Source organism: Streptomyces sp. Je 1-79 (assembly GCF_025195125.1).
Classification (GTDB): domain Bacteria; phylum Actinomycetota; class Actinomycetes; order Streptomycetales; family Streptomycetaceae; genus Streptomyces.
Genome location: NZ_JAMGSL010000016.1, coordinates 139,742 through 158,476 on the forward strand (window position 1 = coordinate 139,742; position 18,735 = coordinate 158,476).

At 71.6% G+C, this 18,735-nt stretch carries 14 protein-coding genes and 1 pseudogene; 9 read left to right on the plus strand and 6 right to left on the minus strand.

Annotation, left to right across the window (positions count from 1 at the left end; translation table 11 throughout):
• Positions 1–84: 84 nt before the first annotated feature.
• The 4 genes from M5362_RS28825 to M5362_RS28840 all read left to right on the plus strand — a co-directional run bounded on the left by M5362_RS28825 (position 85) and on the right by M5362_RS28840 (position 5,034).
• Entirely contained in the window at positions 85–1,623 is a 1,539-nt protein-coding gene (locus tag M5362_RS28825) for an NAD(P)/FAD-dependent oxidoreductase (protein ID WP_260230737.1), read from the plus strand.
• A gap of 191 nt (positions 1,624–1,814) precedes the next feature.
• Positions 1,815–2,843 (plus strand): L-threonine 3-dehydrogenase, encoded by a 1,029-nt coding sequence (tdh, locus tag M5362_RS28830; protein WP_260230775.1) that lies wholly within the window; start codon positions 1,815–1,817, stop codon positions 2,841–2,843.
• A 78-nt stretch (positions 2,844–2,921) separates the two neighbouring features.
• Positions 2,922–4,121 carry a glycine C-acetyltransferase gene (locus M5362_RS28835; protein ID WP_260230738.1) on the plus strand — a complete coding sequence of 400 codons (1,200 nt, stop codon included), beginning with the start codon at positions 2,922–2,924 and terminating at the stop codon, positions 4,119–4,121.
• A gap of 4 nt (positions 4,122–4,125) precedes the next feature.
• On the plus strand, positions 4,126–5,034 hold the full coding sequence (locus M5362_RS28840) for a LysR family transcriptional regulator (protein ID WP_260230739.1): 909 nt from the start codon (positions 4,126–4,128) through the stop codon (positions 5,032–5,034).
• A gap of 91 nt (positions 5,035–5,125) precedes the next feature.
• Here the strand turns inward: M5362_RS28840 and M5362_RS28845 are convergent, their stop codons facing one another.
• On the minus strand, positions 5,126–6,955 hold the full coding sequence (locus tag M5362_RS28845; RefSeq protein ID WP_260230740.1) for a serine hydrolase: 1,830 nt from the start codon (positions 6,953–6,955) through the stop codon (positions 5,126–5,128).
• A 170-nt stretch (positions 6,956–7,125) separates the two neighbouring features.
• On the opposite strand from M5362_RS28845, the gene M5362_RS28850 reads away from it, so the two are divergent.
• The 4 genes from M5362_RS28850 to M5362_RS28865 all read left to right on the plus strand — a co-directional run bounded on the left by M5362_RS28850 (position 7,126) and on the right by M5362_RS28865 (position 12,666).
• Positions 7,126–8,232 carry a nitronate monooxygenase family protein gene (locus M5362_RS28850; protein WP_260230741.1) on the plus strand — a complete coding sequence of 369 codons (1,107 nt, stop codon included), beginning with the start codon at positions 7,126–7,128 and terminating at the stop codon, positions 8,230–8,232.
• A complete protein-coding gene (locus M5362_RS28855) occupies positions 8,229–9,779 on the plus strand; it encodes an acyl-CoA synthetase (RefSeq protein ID WP_260230742.1) in 1,551 nt (516 codons plus the stop codon). Before M5362_RS28850 ends, M5362_RS28855 begins: the two co-directional genes overlap by 4 nt.
• Positions 9,780–9,961: 182 nt before the next feature.
• Entirely contained in the window at positions 9,962–11,059 is a 1,098-nt protein-coding gene (locus M5362_RS28860; RefSeq protein WP_260230743.1) for a calcium:proton antiporter, read from the plus strand.
• 107 nt (positions 11,060–11,166) lie between these two features.
• A complete protein-coding gene (locus M5362_RS28865) occupies positions 11,167–12,666 on the plus strand; it encodes a fatty acyl-CoA synthetase (RefSeq protein WP_260230744.1) in 1,500 nt (499 codons plus the stop codon).
• A 48-nt stretch (positions 12,667–12,714) separates the two neighbouring features.
• Here the strand turns inward: M5362_RS28865 and paaK are convergent, their stop codons facing one another.
• Positions 12,715–14,004, minus strand: coding sequence for a phenylacetate--CoA ligase PaaK (gene paaK / locus M5362_RS28870; protein WP_260230745.1), 1,290 nt, complete (start codon positions 14,002–14,004; stop codon positions 12,715–12,717).
• 263 nt (positions 14,005–14,267) lie between these two features.
• On the opposite strand from paaK, the gene M5362_RS28875 reads away from it, so the two are divergent.
• Complete coding sequence (locus M5362_RS28875) at positions 14,268–15,044, plus strand: GNAT family N-acetyltransferase (protein WP_260230746.1); 777 nt, start codon at positions 14,268–14,270, stop codon at positions 15,042–15,044.
• Between the two features lie 86 nt (positions 15,045–15,130).
• Here the strand turns inward: M5362_RS28875 and M5362_RS28880 are convergent, their stop codons facing one another.
• The 4 genes and pseudogenes from M5362_RS28880 to M5362_RS28895 form a co-directional block, all read right to left on the minus strand.
• Positions 15,131–15,940, minus strand: a complete 810-nt coding sequence (locus M5362_RS28880) for a pentapeptide repeat-containing protein (protein ID WP_260230747.1) — start codon at positions 15,938–15,940, stop codon at positions 15,131–15,133.
• A gap of 250 nt (positions 15,941–16,190) precedes the next feature.
• The gene (locus M5362_RS28885) at positions 16,191–16,823 is read right to left on the minus strand and encodes an SRPBCC family protein (protein ID WP_260230748.1); all 633 of its coding nucleotides are present in this window, start codon (positions 16,821–16,823) and stop codon (positions 16,191–16,193) included.
• A pseudogene (locus M5362_RS28890) lies at positions 16,816–16,980 on the minus strand (transcriptional regulator); the annotation flags it as partial. The gene M5362_RS28885 and the pseudogene M5362_RS28890, both read right to left, overlap by 8 nt.
• 18 nt (positions 16,981–16,998) lie before the next feature.
• A complete protein-coding gene (locus M5362_RS28895) occupies positions 16,999–18,621 on the minus strand; it encodes an acyl-CoA synthetase (protein ID WP_260230749.1) in 1,623 nt (540 codons plus the stop codon).
• Between the last annotated feature and the right edge of the window lie 114 nt (positions 18,622–18,735).

Consider the following 18,735-nt stretch of genomic DNA (forward strand, 5'->3'; position numbering starts at 1 on the left):
GGGCACGCGCCGGACGGGGCCCCGCGCCGAAAAGCGCCGACGTCGCGGGGTTCCGTGGGCGATCTTCGCGTGTTAGCAAGAGACATGACCGCACAGCGCTCGTACGACGCCGTCATCGTCGGTGGTGGCCACAACGGACTGGTCGCCGCCGCCTACCTGGCCCGCGCCGGACGCAACGTCCTCGTCCTGGAACGGCTCGGCTCCACCGGTGGCGCCGCCGTGTCCACCCGGCCCTTCGACGGGGTCGACGCCCGGCTCTCCCGGTACTCCTACCTCGTCTCGCTCCTGCCGCCGAAGATCGTGCGCGAGCTGGGGCTGCGGTTCGCCGTGCGGAAACGGTCCATCTCCTCGTACACCCCGAAGGGCGACACCGGCCTCCTGGTCGGCGGCGGCGCCGACCGCACCCGCGCCTCCTTCGCGGCGCTCACCGGCTCCGACCGCGAGTACGAGGCGTGGCAGGCCTTCTACGGCCGTACGGGAGAGGTGGCCGGGCGTGTCTTTCCCACCCTGACGGAGCCGCTCCCGTCCCGCGAGGAACTGCGCGCCCGCGTGGCCGACGAGACGGCCTGGCGGATGCTGTTCGAGGAGCCGATCGGCGCCGCCGTCGAGGAGAACTTCGCCGACGACCTCGTCCGGGGCGTGGTGCTGACCGACGCCCTGATCGGCACCTTCGCCGACGCCCACGACCCCTCACTGCTCCAGAACCGCTGCTTCCTCTACCACGTCATCGGCGGCGGCACCGGCGACTGGGACGTCCCCGTCGGCGGCATGGGCGCCCTCACCGACGCCCTCGCGGACGCCGCCCGCGCCGCGGGCGCGGAGATCCGCACCGGCCACGAGGCCGTGCGGATCGAGACCGACGGCACCCGCGCCGAGATCACCTACCGCACGGCGGAGGGGGAGGGCGTGGTCGCGGCGGAGCACGCACTCGTGAACGCCTCGCCCCAGGCCCTCGCCGCTCTTCTCGGTGAGACGCCCCCCGCGCCGGCCGAAGGGGCCCAGCTCAAGGTCAACATGCTCCTCACCCGGCTTCCGAGGCTCCGGGACCGTTCCGTCGACCCGCGCGAGGCCTTCGCCGGCACCTTCCACATCGCGGAGGGATACGGCCAGTTGGCCACCGCGTACGCCGAGGCCGCCGCGGGCCGGCTGCCGAGTGCGCCGCCGTCCGAGATCTACTGCCACTCGCTGACCGACCCCAGCATCCTCGGCCCCGAGCTCGCCGGAAGCGGGTACCAGACCCTCACGCTCTTCGGACTGCACACCCCCGCCCGGCTGTTCGCCGCCGACAACGACACCGCCCGCGCCGCCCTCCTCAAGGCGACCCTCGCGGAACTCGACGCCGTCCTCGACGAGCCGCTCGCCGACTGTCTCGCCCTCGACGCCGAGGGCAGGCCCTGCATCGAGGCGAAGACCCCGCTCGACCTCGAACGCGACCTGCGGCTGCCCGGCGGTCACATCTTCCACCGCGACCTCTCCTTCCCCCACGGGGACGAGGGCACCGGCCGCTGGGGCGTCGAGACCGGCCACGCCAACGTCCTGCTCTGCGGCGCGGGCGCCGTCAGGGGCGGCGGAGTGAGCGGAATCCCCGGCCACAACGCGGCGATGGCGGCCCTCGGACGCTGACGCCGCCCGGTCGCGACCGCCGCTGTCCCGACCGCGCCGGCCGACGGCGTGAAGCTCACCTGTGGCGGTGCTTAAGAAAACCTCGATGGACCGGGAGCCTGACGTACGGAAGATTTCCTTCGGGGATCTTGGGCGCGAACCCGCGCCCGGACCCCGAAGGTCACAGGACACGCACGTCGGGAGCCATGGCATTGAAGGCACTGGTCAAGCAGAACGCGGAGCCGGGACTCTGGCTCATGGACGTACCCGAGCCGGAGATCGGCACCGGAGACGTACTGATCAAGGTCAAGCGGACCGGTATCTGCGGGACCGACCTGCACATCCGCTCCTGGGACGGCTGGGCGCAGAAGACCATCGCCACGCCGCTGACCCTCGGCCACGAGTTCGTCGGCGAGGTCGTCGAGACGGGCCGTGACGTCGTGGACATCGCCGTCGGCGACCTGGTCAGTGGCGAGGGCCACCTCGTCTGCGGGAAGTGCCGCAACTGTCTGGCCGGCCGGCGCCACCTCTGCCGCGCCACCGTCGGCCTCGGTGTCGGCCGCGACGGTGCCTTCGCCGAGTACGTCGCCCTGCCCGCGTCGAACGTCTGGGTGCACCGCGTCCCCGTCGACCTCGACGTCGCCGCGATCTTCGACCCCTTCGGCAACGCCGTGCACACGGCGCTCTCCTTCCCGCTGGTCGGCGAGGACGTCCTCGTCACCGGCGCGGGTCCGATCGGCATCATGGCGGCCGCGGTGGCGAAGCACGCCGGCGCGCGCAACGTCGTCATCACCGACGTCAGCGAGGAGCGCCTCGCCCTGGCCCGCAAGGCGGGCGTCTCGCTCGCGCTGAACGTCGCCGAGCAGACGATCGCCGACGGCCAGCGCACGCTCGGCCTCAAGGAGGGCTTCGACGTCGGCCTGGAGATGTCCGGCAACCCGCGCGCGATGCGCGACATGATCGCGAACATGACCAACGGCGGCAAGATCGCCATGCTCGGTCTGCCCGCGGAGGACTTCGCCGTCGACTGGGCGAAGATCGTCACCTCCATGATCACGATCAAGGGCATCTACGGGCGCGAGATGTTCGAGACCTGGTACGCGATGTCCGTCCTCCTGGAGGGCGGCCTGGACCTCGCCCCGGTGATCACCGGCCGCTACGCGTACACCGACTTCGAGGCCGCCTTCGACGACGCCGCGTCCGGCAAGGGCGGCAAGATCATCCTCGACTGGACCGTCTGACGCTCCCTCGTCGACCCCTCTCGGCGGATCTTCCTCCCTCCGATCCCCTCTCGCCCGATCCCCTCAAAGGACCGAAGCATGTTCGATTCCGTACGTGACGACCTCCGTACCACCCTCGACGAGATCCGCGCCGCCGGGCTGCACAAGCCCGAGCGCGTGATCGGCACGCCCCAGTCCGCGACGGTCGCGGTCACCGCCGGCGGTCAGCCCGGCGAGGTGCTCAACTTCTGCGCCAACAACTACCTCGGGCTCGCCGACCACCCCGAAGTGATCGCCGCCGCCCACGAGGCGCTCGACCGCTGGGGCTACGGCATGGCGTCCGTCCGCTTCATCTGCGGTACGCAGGAGGTGCACAAGGAGCTGGAGGCCCGCCTGTCCTCCTTCCTCGGCCAGGAGGACACGATCCTCTACTCCTCCTGCTTCGACGCCAACGGCGGCGTCTTCGAGACGCTGCTCGGCCCGGAGGACGCGGTCATCTCCGACGCCCTCAACCACGCCTCCATCATCGACGGCATCCGCCTCTCCAAGGCCCGGCGCTTCCGCTACGCCAACCGCGACATGGCCGACCTGGAGCAGCAGCTCAAGGAGGCCACGGAGGGCGGCGCGCGGCGCAAGCTGGTCGTCACCGACGGCGTCTTCTCCATGGACGGCTACGTCGCCCCGCTCGGCGAGATCTGCGACCTGGCCGAGCGCTACGACGCCATGGTGATGGTCGACGACTCCCACGCCGTCGGCTTCGTCGGCCCCGGCGGCCGCGGCACCCCCGAGCTGCACGGCGTCATGGACCGCGTCGACATCATCACCGGCACCCTCGGCAAGGCACTCGGCGGCGCCTCCGGCGGCTACGTCGCCGCCCGCGCCGAGATCGTCGCCCTGCTGCGCCAGCGCTCCCGCCCGTACCTCTTCTCGAACACCCTCGCCCCGGTCATCGCCGCCGCCTCCCTCAAGGTCATCGACCTGCTGGAGTCGGCCGGTGACCTGCGCGAACGGCTGCGCGCCAACACCGAGCTCTTCCGCACCCGGATGACCGCGGAGGGCTTCGACATCCTCCCCGGCGACCACGCCATCGCGCCCGTCATGATCGGCGACGCGTCCGAGGCCGGCCGCATGGCGGAGCTGCTCCTGGAGCGCGGCGTGTACGTGATCGGCTTCTCGTACCCCGTCGTCCCGCAGGGCCAGGCGCGGATCCGCGTCCAGCTCTCGGCGGCGCATTCGTCCGATGATGTGAACCGGGCTGTGGACGCGTTCGTCGACGCGCGCGCCGCCCTGCGAGACTAGGGGCATGATCGAAGCGCGGCGGCTGCACATCCTCCGGGCGGTGGCCGACCACCGTACGGTCACGGCGGCTGCCGCCGCGCTCTACCTCACCCCCTCCGCCGTCTCCCAGCAGCTCGCCGCCCTGGAGCAGGAGACCGGCCACCGGCTCGTCGAGCGCAATGCCCGCGGGGCGCGGCTCACCCCGGCGGGCGAGATCCTGCTGAGCCACGCCAACGCGGTCCTCGCCCAGCTGGAGCGTGCCGAGTCGGAGCTCGCGGCCTACGGTTCGGGCGAGGCCGGCACGGTCACGGTCGCGGCCTTCGCCACCGGTATCGGCCTGGTCGTCGCCCCCGCCATCAGCGGCCTCGCCCGCACCGCGCCCGGTATCCGCGTGCGGGTACGGGACGCGGAGGGCGACGAGAGCCTGCTCATGGTCCTGGACCGGCAGGTCGACGTCGCCGTGGCCGTCGAGTACCGCGGCGCGCCCGGCGAGGACGACGCCCGGCTCACCCGCGTCCCGCTGTACGCGGAGCCCTTCGACGCCGTGCTGCCGCTCGGGCACCCGCTCGCCCTCGGCGAGCAGGTGGCCCTGGCCGATCTCGCCAAGGACGCCTGGATCGGTCAGTCCGCCGGCAACCCCTGCCACGACGTGACCGTCCTGGCCTGCGAGTACGCCGGCTTCGCTCCCCGTCTGGAGCACTCGTCCGACGACTTCCGGGCCGTGGTCGCCCTCGCCGCCGCGGGCGCGGGTGTCGCGCTCGTCCCGCGCTCGGCGTTGCGCGGGACGGCGCTCGACGAGGTGGTGATCCGGCCGGTGGACGGCGTGGCGCCCACACGCCGCGTTTTCGCGGCCGTACGCAGGGGTGCCGAGGACCACCCGCTGATCAGCCCGGTCCTGGCGGCCCTCCGAGAGGCCGCGGAACCGGCCCGCTGAGGGCCCCGGCCGCCGGCCGGTTCAGTCCGCCGACCTGGCCCGGCCCCCTGAGGGTCAGTCCGCCGACCTGGCCCAGCCCACGGCCTGCGGTTCAGTCCGCCGACCTGGCCCAGCCCACGGCCTCGATCCGGGGCGCGTCCGCCGGGCGTGCGTCGTCGAAGAGGGGGCGGCCCGTGGTGCCGAGGACCCGCAGGCCGTCGACGTACACCCCCCGCCCGACGTAGAGCCGGTCCGTCGTGTACCGCCACCGCACGCGTACGGAGGTGGATCCCCACGCGGTCAGATCGGCCGCCGCCGCGTGCCAGACGCGCCCCGACCAGCCGCTGACCGAGCCCGTCGGACGCTCCTGGGGCTCCTGTCCCCTCCGTACGGTGGTGAACGGCACCGGGCTCCACGTCGCCCCGCCGTCCTCGGACGCCTCCAGGACGGCGGCGTCCACGCCCGGCTCGGTGTCCCACCACAAGGCGCACTCCAGACGCCCCGCGCCCTGGAGCGGCGGCAGCGTCAGCGTGGCGGTCGTCGCGCTCGCCATGCCCGAGAACCATGGGGGTCGTCGCCCGTGCTCGAAGGCACCCGCGAACTCGGCAGAGGTCCGGCCGCGAACCGGGGGTACGGGGACGGCGCGTGCCAGGTTGTTCGCGGCGGCGACGCGGGGCGCCGAGCCGGAACGCCAGGAACGGACCGGGTGGACCGAGTTGCCGAGGACGACGAGGAACGCGTCCGTCGTCGGGTCCAGGACCAGACTCGTCCCGGTGAAGCCGGTGTGCCCCGCCGTGCGCGGGGTGGCCATCGCGCCCATGTACCAGTGCTGGTAGAGCTCGAAGCCGAGGCCGTGCTCGTCGCCCGGGAAGTCGGTGTTGAAGTCGGTGAACATCAGCTCCACGGACTCCGGGGCCAGGATCCGGGCGTCGCCGTACGCCCCGCCGTTGAGGAGGGTGCGGGCCAGCACGGCGAGGTCCCAGGCGCAGGAGAAGACCCCCGCGTGGCCGGCGACCCCGCCCAGGCCGAACGCGTTCTCGTCGTGGACCTCGCCCCACACCATGCCCCGGTCGAGGCCGGACCACGGCAGCCGGGAGTCCTCGGTCGCCGCGATCTTCGGCTTCCACGAGGGCGGGGGATTGAACCGAGTGCGGTGCATCCGGAGTGGAGCGGTGATCTCGCTTCGGAGCAGTGCGTCCAGTGTGCGACCGGTGATCTCCTCCAGGATCAGCTGGAGCGAGATCAGGTTCAGATCGGAGTACAGATAACGCGTCCCGGGCGGGTTCGCCGGTGCCTCGGCCCAGAGCAGCCGCAGCTTCCCCTCCCGCGTCGGCTCCTTGAAGAGCGGGATCCAGGCGCGGAACCCGGAGGTGTGCGTGAGCAGCTGACGGACCGTAATGTCCTGCTTCCCGCCGCCCCCGAACTCCGGCAGATAGGTCGTGACCTTCGCCTCCAGCTCCAGCGCTCCGCGCTCGATCTGCTGCACCGCCAGGATCGAGGTGAAGAGTTTGGAGACGGAGGCGAGGTCGAAGACCGTGTCCTCGGCCATCGGGATCTGCTCGTCCGCCGGCAGCTCGACGCCGGTGTCGGTCGTCTCGTCGTACGCCGCGTACCGCACGGCCGTGCCGATCGGCCGGTGCAGGGCGACGGTCCCGCCCCGCCCGGCGAGCAGCACCGCTCCCGCGTACCACGGGTGGGCCGGAGAGGGCGTCAGGAACGCCTCGGCGTCGGCGACGAGCCGGTCCAGGTGCTCGGCAAGCAGCCCGGCCCGTTCGGCGGTCCCGTGCCGCAGCGTCGTCCGCCCGCCCCGGGGCCCGGAGGCCGCGGCGACCCCCGGGATCGAGCCGACCATCAGCGCACCTCCCAGGGCGAGCAGCCGACCGCCGAACGCCCGGCGACCGATGCCCCGGCCCGACGCAACCCCTGCCGATTCCTCCGTCATCCCTACCCTCTCCCACGCCACTGAAAGAATCCTTCGGCCACACGCGCAACGACTGAAACTTTCTTACCGGGGTGATGGCGGGTCAAGGAAGCGGGCGACAGCACAAAGAATCTGACACTGCATCAGAAAACCTCTTCCCTCGACCGCTGCCCTGCGGCATCCTGCCGCCCATGAAGACGGAGCTGAGCCAAAAACTGGGGATCGAGCACGCCATCTTCGGCTTCACGCCCTTCCCCGCGGTGGCCGCCGCCATCACCAGAGCCGGCGGGTTCGGCGTCCTCGGCGCGGTGCGCTACACCGCCCCCGACGACCTCGCCCGCGATCTCGACTGGATGCAGGAGCACACCGACGGGCTGCCCTACGGCCTCGACGTCGTCATGCCCGCGAAGAAGGTCGAGGGGGTGAGCGAGGCCGATGTCGAGGCGATGATCCCCGAGGGGCACCGGGAGTTCGTCCGCACCACCCTCGCCAAGCACGGCGTCCCCGAACTCGCCGCGGGGGAGGCCTCCGGCTGGCGCATCACCGGCTGGATGGAACAGGTCGCCCGCAACCAGCTCGACGTCGCCTTCGACTATCCCATCAAGCTTCTCGCCAACGCCCTCGGCTCCCCGCCCGCCGACGTCGTCCGGCGCGCCCACGACCACGACGTCCTCGTCGCGGCCCTCGCGGGCAGCGCCCGGCACGCCCGCCACCATGCCGAAGCCGGCATCGACATCGTCGTCGCGCAGGGCTACGAGGCCGGTGGCCACACCGGCGAGATCGCCTCCATGGTCCTCACGCCCGAGGTCGTCGACGCCGTCTCCCCGCTCCCCGTCCTCGCCGCCGGAGGCATCGGCAGCGGCGAACAGATCGCCGCCGGGCTCGCGCTCGGCGCCCAGGGCGTCTGGCTCGGCTCCCTCTGGCTCACCACCACCGAGGCCGAGCTCCACTCACGCGCCCTGACCGCCAAGCTCCTCGCCGCCGGCTCCGGCGACACCGTCCGCTCCCGCGCCCTGACCGGCAAGCCCGCCCGCCAGCTGCGCACCGAGTGGACCGACGCCTGGGACGACCCGGACGGCCCCGGCGCCCTTCCCATGCCCCTCCAGGGGCTGCTGGTCGCCGAGGCCGTCTCCCGTATCCAGAAGTACGAGGTGGATCCGCTGCTCGGCACGCCCGTCGGGCAGATCGTCGGCCGGATGAACGCCGAACGCAGTGTGCAGCAGGTCTTCGACGAACTCACCCGGGGCTTCGAGAAGGCCGTGGACCGCATCAACCGCATCGCGGGAAGGAGCGCATGATGGGCGACCCCAACGGCTTCTGGTCGCAGGCCACCGCCGACCCCTCCCGTACGGTGCTGATCGCGCCCGACGGCGAGGAGTGGACGGCCGGCCGGCTCCACGCCGACGTGAACCGGCTGGTCCACGGACTGCGCGCGGCCGGCCTGGAGCGGGGCGACGCCTTCGCGGTCGTCCTGCCCAACGGGGTCGAGTTCCTCACCGCGTACCTCGCCGCCTCCCAGGCGGGCTTCTACCTCGTCCCCGTCAACCACCACCTCGTCGGCCCCGAGATCGCGTGGATCGTCGCCGACTCCGGCGCCAAGGTCCTCGTCGCGCACGAGCGGTTCGCCGCCGCCGCGACGGCCGCGGCCGACGAGGCCGGGCTGCCCGCCGACCACCGGCATGCCGTCGGAACGGTCCCCGGCTTCCGCCCGTACGCCGAACTCCTCGACGGCTTCCCGGAGTCCGTCCCCGAGGACCGCACCCTCGGCTGGGTCATGAACTACACCTCCGGCACCACCGGCCGCCCCCGCGGCATCCGCCGCCCACTGCCGGGCAAGCTCCCCGAGGAGACGTACCTCGGCGGATTCCTCGGCATCTTCGGGATCCGGCCCTTCGACGGCAACGTCCACCTCGTCTGCTCGCCGCTGTACCACACGGCCGTGCTGCAGTTCGCCGGCGCGGCCCTGCACATCGGCCACCCGCTCGTCCTCATGGACAAGTGGACCCCCGAGGAGATGCTGCGCCTCATCGACGCCCACGACTGCTCGCACACCCACATGGTCCCCACCCAGTTCCACCGGCTGCTCGCCCTCCCGGAGGACGTACGGAGCCGGTACGACGTCTCCTCGATGCGGCACGCCATCCATGGCGCCGCGCCCTGCCCCGACCACGTCAAGCGGGCGATGATCGACTGGTGGGGGAGCTGTGTGGAGGAGTACTACGCGGCGAGCGAGGGCGGCGGCGCCTTCGCCACCGCCGAGGACTGGCTGAAGAAGCCGGGCACCGTCGGCAAGGCCTGGCCCATCAGCGAGCTGGCCGTCTTCGACGACGACGGCAACCGTCTCCCGCCCGGTGAACTGGGCACGGTCTACATGAAGATGAGCACCGGCGGCTTCTCGTACCACAAGGACGAGGCGAAGACCGCGAAGAACCGCATCGGTGACTTCTTCACCGTCGGCGACCTGGGCGTCCTCGACGAGGACGGCTATCTCTTCCTCCGTGACCGCAAGATCGACATGATCATCTCCGGCGGGGTCAACATCTACCCCGCCGAGATCGAGTCGGCGCTCCTCACCCACCCCGCGGTCGCCGACGCCGCCGCGTTCGGCATCCCGCACGCCGACTGGGGCGAGGAGGTCAAGGCCGTCGTCGAGGCGGCCGAGGGCCACGAGCCGGGCGAGACGCTCGCCGCGGACATCCTGGCGCACTGCGAGGAGCGTCTCGCGGGGTACAAGCGTCCCAAGTCGGTGGACTTCATCACCACGATGCCCCGCGACCCCAACGGGAAGCTCTACAAGCGGCGGCTCCGCGAGCCCTACTGGGAGGGCCACGAGCGCCCGCTGTAGCCGCTCCGGCGTCGGTGGCCCCCGTCGCTGTAGGTGTACGGGCTTGCCGAGGGGCGCGGAGGAACATCACGTAGGGTCGAAGAGCCGTCCGCCCCGACTGTCGGCGTCCGCTCGGCCGGACGGTTCATGGCGGGCAGACGCCGCAAGTCGGCATATGTCTCCCATATGGCAGGATGCAGGGCATGAGTTCGAGCGAGGCGGGGCTGGCGCGGCAGTGGACGACGTGGGGACCGGTCCTGGCGGCCGTCGCCCTCGGGCTCACGTGGGGACGCGGCCTCCCAGGCTTCGTCGTCGGGCTCATCGCCGTCTGCCTGATCGCCGCGGTCCTGGCCGCCGTCCATCACGCCGAGGTCGTCGCCCACCGCGTCGGTGAGCCCTTCGGCTCGCTCGTCCTCGCGGTCGCCGTCACGGTCATCGAGGTCGGACTGATCGTCACCCTGATGGCAGGCGGCGGCGAGAAGACCTCCACCTACGCCCGGGACACGGTCTTCGCCGCCGTCATGATCACCTGCAACGGCATCGTCGGTCTCTCGCTCCTCGTGGGCACCCTGCGCAACCGCGTCGCCGTCTTCAACGCCGAGGGCTCGGGCGGCGCCCTCGCCACCGTCTGCACCCTCGCGACGATGACCCTGGTCCTGCCGACCTTCACGACCAGTCATGCCGGCCCCGAGTTCTCCGGAGCCCAGCTGGCCTTCGCCGCCGTCGCCTCCCTCTGTCTGTACGGGGTGTTCGTCGCCGTCCAGACCTTCCGGCACCGGGACTACTTCCTTCCCGTCGCGCGCCCGGGCCACGAGTCCGAGGAGGACCACGCGGACCCGCCGACCGAGCGGGAGACCCTGGCCAGCCTCGGCCTGCTCGTCCTGGCGCTCGTCGCCGTCGTGGGCCTTGCCAAGATCATCTCGCCGACCATCGAGGACGGCGTCGAGTCGGCCGGTCTGCCCAAGGCCGTCGTCGGCGTGATCATCGCCCTGATGGTGCTGCTGCCCGAGACGCTCGCGGCCGTGCGCGCGGCGCGCCGGGACCGTATGCAGACCAGCCTCAACCTCGCCTACGGCTCCGCGATCGCCAGCATCGGTCTGACGATCCCGGCCATCGCACTCGCCACGATCTGGCTGTCCGGGCCTCTCGTCCTGGGCCTGGGGGCCGTCCACATGGTGCTGCTGGTGCTCACCGCCGTCGTGAGCGCCCTGACCGTGGTGCCGGGACGGGCCACGCTGCTCCAGGGCGGCGTCCACCTCTCGATCTTCGCCGCCTTCGTCTTCCTGTCCTTCAGCCCGTGACGTCGTTTCAGCCCGTGACGTCGTCCGGGCCCTGACGTCGTTCGGTCCAAGGCGCGGGGCGCGCTCCGGTACTTGACCCGCCGTCCGCCGCCGCCGAGGATCCCGTCATGGAACGACTCCTCACCCGGACCGTCGACGGCGTCCTGCGCGAGAGCGCCCAGCGCACCCCCGAGCGGATCGCCGTACGGTACGCGGACCGCACCTGGACCTACGCGGAGCTGGACGCGGCCGTCACCACCGCGGCCTGCGTACTGCGGGAGCGGTACGGGCTGGAGGCGCGGGCCCGGGTCGCGACCTACGCCCACAACTCCGACGCCTATCTGATCGCCTTCCTCGCCTGCTCCCGAGCGGACCTGATCCACGTCCCGGTCAACCACCACCTCACCGGCGAGGACCTCGACTACATCCTGCGCCAGTCCGGCAGTTCGCTCGTGCTCGCCGACCCCGCGCTGGCCGGCCGCGTCCCCGCCGATCTGACGGTGCGGGCTCTGCGGGACACCGAGGACTCCTTCCTCGCCGCGCTCGCCGAGCCGGACACGTACGACACCGACCGTGACGCCCGCGAGTACGTCCAGCTGCTCTACACCTCCGGGACGACCGCGCTGCCGAAGGGCGCCCGGATGACGCACCGGGCCCTGGTGCACGAGTACGCCAGCGCCATCGAGGCGCTCGACCTGCACGAGGACGACAAGCCGGTCCACTCGCTGCCGCTCTACCACTCGGCGCAGATGCACGTCTTCCTGCTGCCGTACCTGGCCGTCGGCGCCGAGAACACCATCGTCGACGGACCCGATCCGACGGTGCTCTTCGACCTGGTCGAGTCGGGCCGCGCCGACAGCCTCTTCGCGCCGCCGACCGTCTGGATCGGCCTCTCCCACCACCCCGAGTTCGCGAGCCGCGACCTCTCCGCCCTGCGCAAGGCGTACTACGGCGCCTCGATCATGCCGGTGCCCGTCCTGGAGCGGCTCCGCGGCCGACTGCCCGGGCTGCGCTTCTACAACTGCTTCGGGCAGAGTGAGATCGGTCCGCTCGCCACCGTCCTCGGGCCCGACGAGCACGAGGGCCGGATGGACTCCTGCGGGAAGCCGGTCCGCTTCGTCGAGGCCAAGGTCGTCGACGAGGACGGCGAGGAGGTCCCGGACGGCACGCCCGGCGAAATCGTCTACCGTTCACCGCAGTTGTGCGACGGCTACTGGGACAAGCACGAGGAGACCAAGGAGGCGTTCCGCGGCGGCTGGTTCCGCTCCGGCGATCTCGCGGTCCGTGACGCGGAGGGCTACTACACGGTCGTGGACCGGGTGAAGGACGTCATCAACTCCGGGGGAGTGCTGGTCGCCTCCCGCCAGGTCGAGGACGCCCTCTACACCCATCCGGGCGTGGCCGAGGTGGCCGTCGTCGGCCTGCCCGACGAGCGCTGGATCGAGGCGGTCACGGCCGTCGTCGTCCCCGGGGCCGAGGTCACCGAGGACGAACTCCTCGCCCACGCCCGCGAGAAGCTCGCCCACTTCAAGGCGCCGAAGAAGATCCTGTTCGTGGACGAGCTGCCGCGCAACGCGAGCGGGAAGATCCTGAAGCGGGAGCTGCGTGACCGCTTCGCCGCCTCATGACGCCGGTGCGGGCGTGTGTGCCGCGCCCGCACCGGGGCCCCGCGGCTCTCAGCGCTCGCCGCGCAGGTCCACGATCCGCTTGATCTTGCCCACGGACCGCTCCAGCGTCTCGGGGTCGACCACCTCGACCGTGACCGAGACCCCGATCCCGTCCTTGACCGACTGCGCGATGGCCCGGGCCGCCTCCGCGCGCTGGTCCGGCGTGGCATCCGGTCGAGCCTCCGCCCGTACCGTCAGTGCGTCGAGGCGGCCCTCGCGCGTCAGCCTCAGCTGGAAGTGCGGGGCCACCGCCGGCGTGCGCAGCACGATCTCCTCGATCTGGGTCGGGAAGAGGTTCACCCCGCGCAGGATCACCATGTCGTCACTGCGGCCCGTGACCTTCTCCATCCTCCGGAACACCCGCGCCGTGCCCGGCAGCAGCCGGGTCAGGTCCCGGGTGCGGTAGCGGATGACGGGCATGGCCTCCTTCGTCAGGGAGGTGAACACCAGCTCGCCCTCCTCGCCGTCCGGCAGAACCTCGCCCGTGAACGGGTCCACGATCTCCGGGTAGAAGTGGTCCTCCCAGATGTGGAGGCCGTCCTTGGTCTCCACGCACTCCTGCGCGACGCCCGGCCCCATCACCTCCGAGAGCCCGTAGATGTCCACCGCGTCGATGGCGAAGCGCTCCTCGATCTCCCGCCGCATCGCCTCCGTCCACGGCTCGGCGCCGAAGATGCCCACCTTGAGCGAGGTCGTCCGCGGGTCGACCCCCTGCCGCTCGAACTCGTCGAGCAGAGTGAGCATGTACGAGGGCGTCACCATGATGATCTCGGGCCGGAAGTCCTGGATCAGCTGGACCTGGCGGGCCGTCATGCCGCCCGAGGCCGGGATGACCGTACAGCCGAGCCGCTCCGCGCCGTAGTGCGCCCCGAGCCCGCCGGTGAACAGGCCGTATCCGTAAGCCACATGGACCTTGTGACCGGGCCTGCCGCCCGCCGCGCGGATCGAGCGGGCGACGACGTCGGCCCAGGTGTCCAGGTCGCGGCCGGTGTAGCCGACCACGGTCGGCCGGCCGGTGGTCCCGCTGGAGGCGTGGATGCGCCGGATCTCGGACTGGTCGACCGCGAACATCCCGAACGGGTAGTGGTCCCGGAGATCGGTCTTGACGGTGAACGGGAACCGGGCGAGGTCGGCGAGCGAGCGGCAGTCGTCGGGGTGGAGGCCCGCCTTGTCGAAGGACTGCCGGTAGAAGCCCACGTTCTCGTACGCGTGACGCAGCGTGGCCCGCAGGCGCTCCAGCTGGAGCGCCTCCAGCTCCGCGCGCTCGAGTCGTTCGCCGCTGTCCAGCAGATCCGTCATGTGCCGCCCACTCCCGTCCGACCGTCCTGAACGTCTGAAATCGGACTACCGATCATTCGGTAGATCCTTTCGAGGTCAGTAAATCCAGCAGCACCCCGCCCGTGGCAAGGGGGTGGCGCGGACTTTCTGATCCCGTGAGCCTTCCCCTACGCCGGGTGACCGTGATCCGGGGCGCGGTGCTCGTGCGGGGGTGCGCCGGGTCGGGCCTCGGAGCGGCCGAAATCCGCTTGCCGCGCGGCGCCGGCCGGTGCTGGAGTGCGGCCATGGACCACGAAGCGGTACGCGCCCTGTTCGACCGTCAGCTGCGCCTCGGAGCCCGCCCCGAGGGGCCCGGCACCCGGGTGGAGCGCGACGGCACCGTCGTACGGCAGACGGGCCCGGCGCATAGCTGGAACGGCATTCTGTGGTCCGGCCTCCACGAGCGTGACGCCGACGAGGTCATCGCCGGACAGATCCGCCACTTCGCGGCCCTCGGCCTGCCCTTCGAGTGGAAGGTGTACGGCCACGACGGCCCGGCCGACCTCACCGACCGGCTGCTCACCGCCGGGTTCATCGCCGAGGATCAGGAGACCCTGATGGTCGCCGAGGCGGCCGCGCTGCCCACCGGTGTGGACCTTCCCGAGGGCGTCGAGCTGGTCCCGGTCACCGACGAGGCCGGGGTGAAGCGGGTGACCGAGGTCCACGACCGGGCCTTCGGCGGAGACTCGTCCCACATCGGCCGTCAGCTCCTCGACCAGCTGGCCGCCACGCCCGACACCGTCGCCGCCGTACTGGCCATGGCCGGCGACGAACCCGTCAGCGCCGCGCGTCTGGAGCTGTACCCCGGCACCGACTTCGCCGGTCTGTGGGGCGGCGGCACGGTCGAGTCCTGGCGGGGCAGGGGCCTCTACCGCGCCCTCGTCGCTTTCCGCACCCGCATCGCCGTCGAGCGGGGTCACCGCTTCGTCCAGGTCGACGCGGCAGACACGAGCCGCCCGATCCTTCACCGCCTCGGCTTCGCCACGCTGACGACGACCACGCCGTACGTGTACGCCCCCTAGGCGGCGCGACCAGCCGCCGCCCCACGGAGAAAGGGCCCAGGGTCCCGGGAGGTGCCCCCCGGCCTGGACGTGCCCGGCGCCGGGCTCTACGGGCGTGGCGTCCAGTGGGCGGGGCGGTCGAAGCCCTCCGGGAGGCGGGTCGCGTCGTCGCCTCGGGCCGCGTTCAGCTGGGGCTGGGTGAGGAACAGGGCGCCGGTGAGGTTCGCGCCGGAGAGATCGGCGTCCCGCAGGTCGGCCCCGATCAGATCGGCCAGCGTCAGATCCGCGCCCGTCAGGTCGGCGGCGATCAGGAGCGCCCCGCGCAGATCCGCGCCCCGCAGCTTGGCTCCGCGCAGCCGGGCCCCGATCAGATCGGCGCCGCGCCGGCTCCTGGCCTTGCCGCCCGCGGTCGCCCGCACCAGCGTGCTGGTCTTCAGGAGGAGCGGGTTGACCTCGCCGCGCACGGCGGAGACGTCCAGCTTCTCCAGCGCGTCCGCCGACCCCTCCGTCAGCACCTCCACCCGTTCCAGGGCCTGGCGCAGCTCGGCGTGGACGGGGCGGGCGGCCGGCAGGGCGAGGGCTTCGGTGAGGTAGCGCAGCAGCTCGTGGAGCTGGCGCATCACCGGGAACACCTCGTACATCTGGCGCGAGGTCTCCGGGGCCTCGCGCCAGGAGACTCCGCGGAAGGTGACCAGCGAGACCTTCTGGCCCGCGCCGAAGCAGTCGTACACGGTGCAGCCCGAGAACCCGCTCGGCCGCAGCCGGGTGTGGATGCCGCAGCGGAAGTCCTCCTGGAGGTTCCGGCACGGTTCGCCCGAGGACTTGTTCACCGCGAAGTCCGCGGACTTCGCGAAGGGGAGCGCGACGCAGCAGAGCCCGAAGCAGTTCGCGCAGTCGCCACGGAGGGTCTCGGGCATGGGTGTGCGGTTCCTTCGTAGGGGGGTGGACACCTACCGTATCGCGCTGTCGGCACGATCGGTCGCGAAGATCATCGGGATCGGTCGGCGATCGGTGTCGTGCCGACGACGACGTGATCCTTACGGGGAAGTGCGACGAGTCGCCGATGGGTCCCTCGGGGTGTCCCGGTCGGGCGAATTCCTGCTCGCCCTCCGGGAGTTCGGGATACACGGCGGGGCGGACGTCGTCGGAGGACGTCGTAGGGCCGGCCTACGCACCCGTGTAGAACGCGATCGTCGCCGCCGTCGTGGCCGCCACGACGTCCGGCGCCGCGCCCGAGGCCGCATAGGCGGAGCCCCAGAGCTCGCCCGACAGCCTCATGCCCTCCCTGGCCTCGGCCGACTCGCTCCAGGCGAGCATCTCCTCCCGGCTGATCTCGCCACCCGTGAGGTACCGGCCGAGTCCGAGGAGTGCCAGGTCCCAGCCCACACCGACGGCGCCGGGCCCGAACTGCCCCGCGAACTCCTCCGGCACGACGGCCACGTGTTCCAGGTCGAAGACGGTCCGCCCGTCGGCCTCGGGCGTGAGCCGCACCTCGACCTCGCTGAAGCCGGGGTCCGGACCGAAGAGCCAGGACACGCGCAGCCGCTCCGGCGGGACGCACTCCAGGATCTCGCCGCCGGCGTTCCCCTCCAGCTGGTACGTCCCGCCGAGCTTGAGCTCACCGCTGACCGGCAGGAACCATCGGCTGATCCGCTCGGGCGAGGTCACCGCGTCCCACACGTCGGCGACCTCGGCGTCGTACGTACGCCGCAGCAGCACCGTCGCCGCGTCGCCGGCCTTCACCTGCCGCGTGCCGACCTCTCGGTGCACCTCGTTGATCGCGTCGACGATCTCACTCATGACCGCTCCGTTCCTCTGTCGCTCTGCGCTCGCGCCTGCCTCGCGCGAGCTCCGTGCCCAGCGCGTCGAGCCGCTGCTCCCAGAAGCCCCGGAACCGCTCCAGCCAGGCGTCCACCTCCCGCAGGGGCCCCGTCTCGACGGCGTAGAGCCACCGGCTGCTTATATAGGCAAGGCCTTATACAGAGTCCTCGGCGGCGGCGACGGAGCGGGCCCAGCGGTAGTCCGCCTTGCCGCTCGGAGAGCGCTGGATGCGGTCGGTGATCACGAGCTGGCGGGGGACCTTGTAGCCCGCGAGGCGGGTGCGGCAGTGGGTCTGGACCATCTCCAGGTCGAGCGCGGGAGCCCCGGAGCGCAGCTGGACGACGGCCGCCACGTGGTTGCCCCACTTCGCGTCGGGAACGCCGGCCACCAGCGCGTCGTACACGTCGGGATGGGACTTCAGGGCCTGCTCGACCTCCTCCGGATAGACCTTCTCGCCGCCGGTGTTGATGCACTGCGAGCCGCGGCCGAGGACCGTGACGATGCCGTCCTCGTCGACGGTGGCCATGTCGCCGAGCAGCACCCACCGCTCGTCGCCCTTCTGGAAGAAGGTCTCGGCCGTCTTCGCCGGGTCGTTGTAGTAGCCGAGCGGCACATGGCCCCGCTGTGCGAGGCGCCCCACCTCGCCGACCGCGACCTCCTCGTACGTCGCCGGGTCCACGACCCGCGTCCGCTCGTTGACCTCCAGCCGGAAGCCCTTCTCCGGCCCCGAGTCGTCCGTCGCCTTGCCGTTGGAACCGGACTCCGAGGAGCCGAAGTTGTTGAGCAGCAGGACGTTCGGTACGAGCGCCTGGAACTGTGCCCGTACCGTCTCCGACATGATCGCCCCGGACGAGGAGACGCTGAAGAGCGAGGAGAGGTCCGTGCCCCTGAGCGGGCCGTGGAGCGCGTCGATCAGCGGCCTGAGCATCGCGTCGCCCACCAGTGAAACGCTGGAGACCTTCTCCTTCTCGATCGTCCGGAGCACCTCCTCCGGTACGTACTTGCGGTGGATGACCACCCGCTGGCCGTAGTCGAAGGCGATGAACGAGGTCAGGGTCGAGGTGCCGTGCATCAGCGGGGGAGCGGGGAAGAACGTGATCCCCGCGCCGCCTGCCACGACCCGCTCGGCCAGCTCCTCGGGCCGCTTGACCGGCTCGCCCGCCGGGTCGCCGCCGAAGAGCCCGGCGAAGAACAGGTCCTCCTGCCGCCACATGACGCCCTTCGGCATCCCCGTCGTCCCGCCGGTGTAGATGATGAAGAGGTCGTCCGCCGAACGCGGTCCGAAGCCGCGCTCCGGTGAACCCGCCGCCTCGGCCGCCGTGAACGCCACACAGTCCAGTGGCGGCGCGTCCTCGGGCGGGGTCCCCACCCGCACGAGGTGCCGCAGCTTCTCCGTCTGCGGCAGCGCGGCCGCGACCCGTCCGGTGAACTCGGCGTCGAAGACGAGCGCGGCCAGGTCGGCATCCCGGTAGAGGTAGACCAACTCCTCTTCCACGTATCGGTAGTTCACATTGACCGGGACGATCCTCGCCTTCAGGCAGGCCAGGACGGTCTGCAGGTACTCGATCCCGTTGTAGAGGTGAAGGCCCAGGTGCTCGCCCGGCCGGAGGCCGGAATCGATCAGATGGTGGGCGAGACGGTTGGCGGCCGCGTCGAGCTCCGCGTACGTGAGCCGGTGCTCCGCTCCCGTGCCCGGATGGTCCACGTAGACGAGCGCCTCGCGCTCCGGGACCACGTCGACGACCGACTCGAACAGGTCGGCAAGGTTGTACTCCACCGTTCCTCCTGACCCCGCTGGTCGTCCAGGCCCGAACTGACTCGGCGGTCATTAGAGCGCCGGGCAGCGGAGGTGGGAAGGGGTCGCGCAGAAGAATCTGACTGAGTGTCAGAA

Excerpts from the sequence above, each read along its gene's own strand:
- M5362_RS28845 (WP_260230740.1), bottom strand. The coding sequence starts at position 6,955 with ATGACGGAGGAATCGGCAGGGGTTGCGTCGGGCCGGGGCATCGGTCGC.
- paaK (WP_260230745.1), bottom strand. The coding sequence starts at position 14,004 with ATGACGGATCTGCTGGACAGCGGCGAACGACTCGAGCGCGCGGAGCTG.
- M5362_RS28885 (WP_260230748.1), bottom strand. The coding sequence starts at position 16,823 with ATGAGTGAGATCGTCGACGCGATCAACGAGGTGCACCGAGAGGTCGGC.
- M5362_RS28850 (WP_260230741.1), top strand. The coding sequence starts at position 7,126 with ATGAAGACGGAGCTGAGCCAAAAACTGGGGATCGAGCACGCCATCTTC.
- M5362_RS28875 (WP_260230746.1), top strand. The coding sequence starts at position 14,268 with ATGGACCACGAAGCGGTACGCGCCCTGTTCGACCGTCAGCTGCGCCTC.
- M5362_RS28865 (WP_260230744.1), top strand. The coding sequence starts at position 11,167 with ATGGAACGACTCCTCACCCGGACCGTCGACGGCGTCCTGCGCGAGAGC.
- M5362_RS28835 (WP_260230738.1), top strand. The coding sequence starts at position 2,922 with ATGTTCGATTCCGTACGTGACGACCTCCGTACCACCCTCGACGAGATC.
- M5362_RS28880 (WP_260230747.1), bottom strand. The coding sequence starts at position 15,940 with ATGCCCGAGACCCTCCGTGGCGACTGCGCGAACTGCTTCGGGCTCTGC.
- M5362_RS28860 (WP_260230743.1), top strand. The coding sequence starts at position 9,962 with ATGAGTTCGAGCGAGGCGGGGCTGGCGCGGCAGTGGACGACGTGGGGA.
- M5362_RS28825 (WP_260230737.1), top strand. The coding sequence starts at position 85 with ATGACCGCACAGCGCTCGTACGACGCCGTCATCGTCGGTGGTGGCCAC.
- M5362_RS28855 (WP_260230742.1), top strand. The coding sequence starts at position 8,229 with ATGATGGGCGACCCCAACGGCTTCTGGTCGCAGGCCACCGCCGACCCC.
- M5362_RS28840 (WP_260230739.1), top strand. The coding sequence starts at position 4,126 with ATGATCGAAGCGCGGCGGCTGCACATCCTCCGGGCGGTGGCCGACCAC.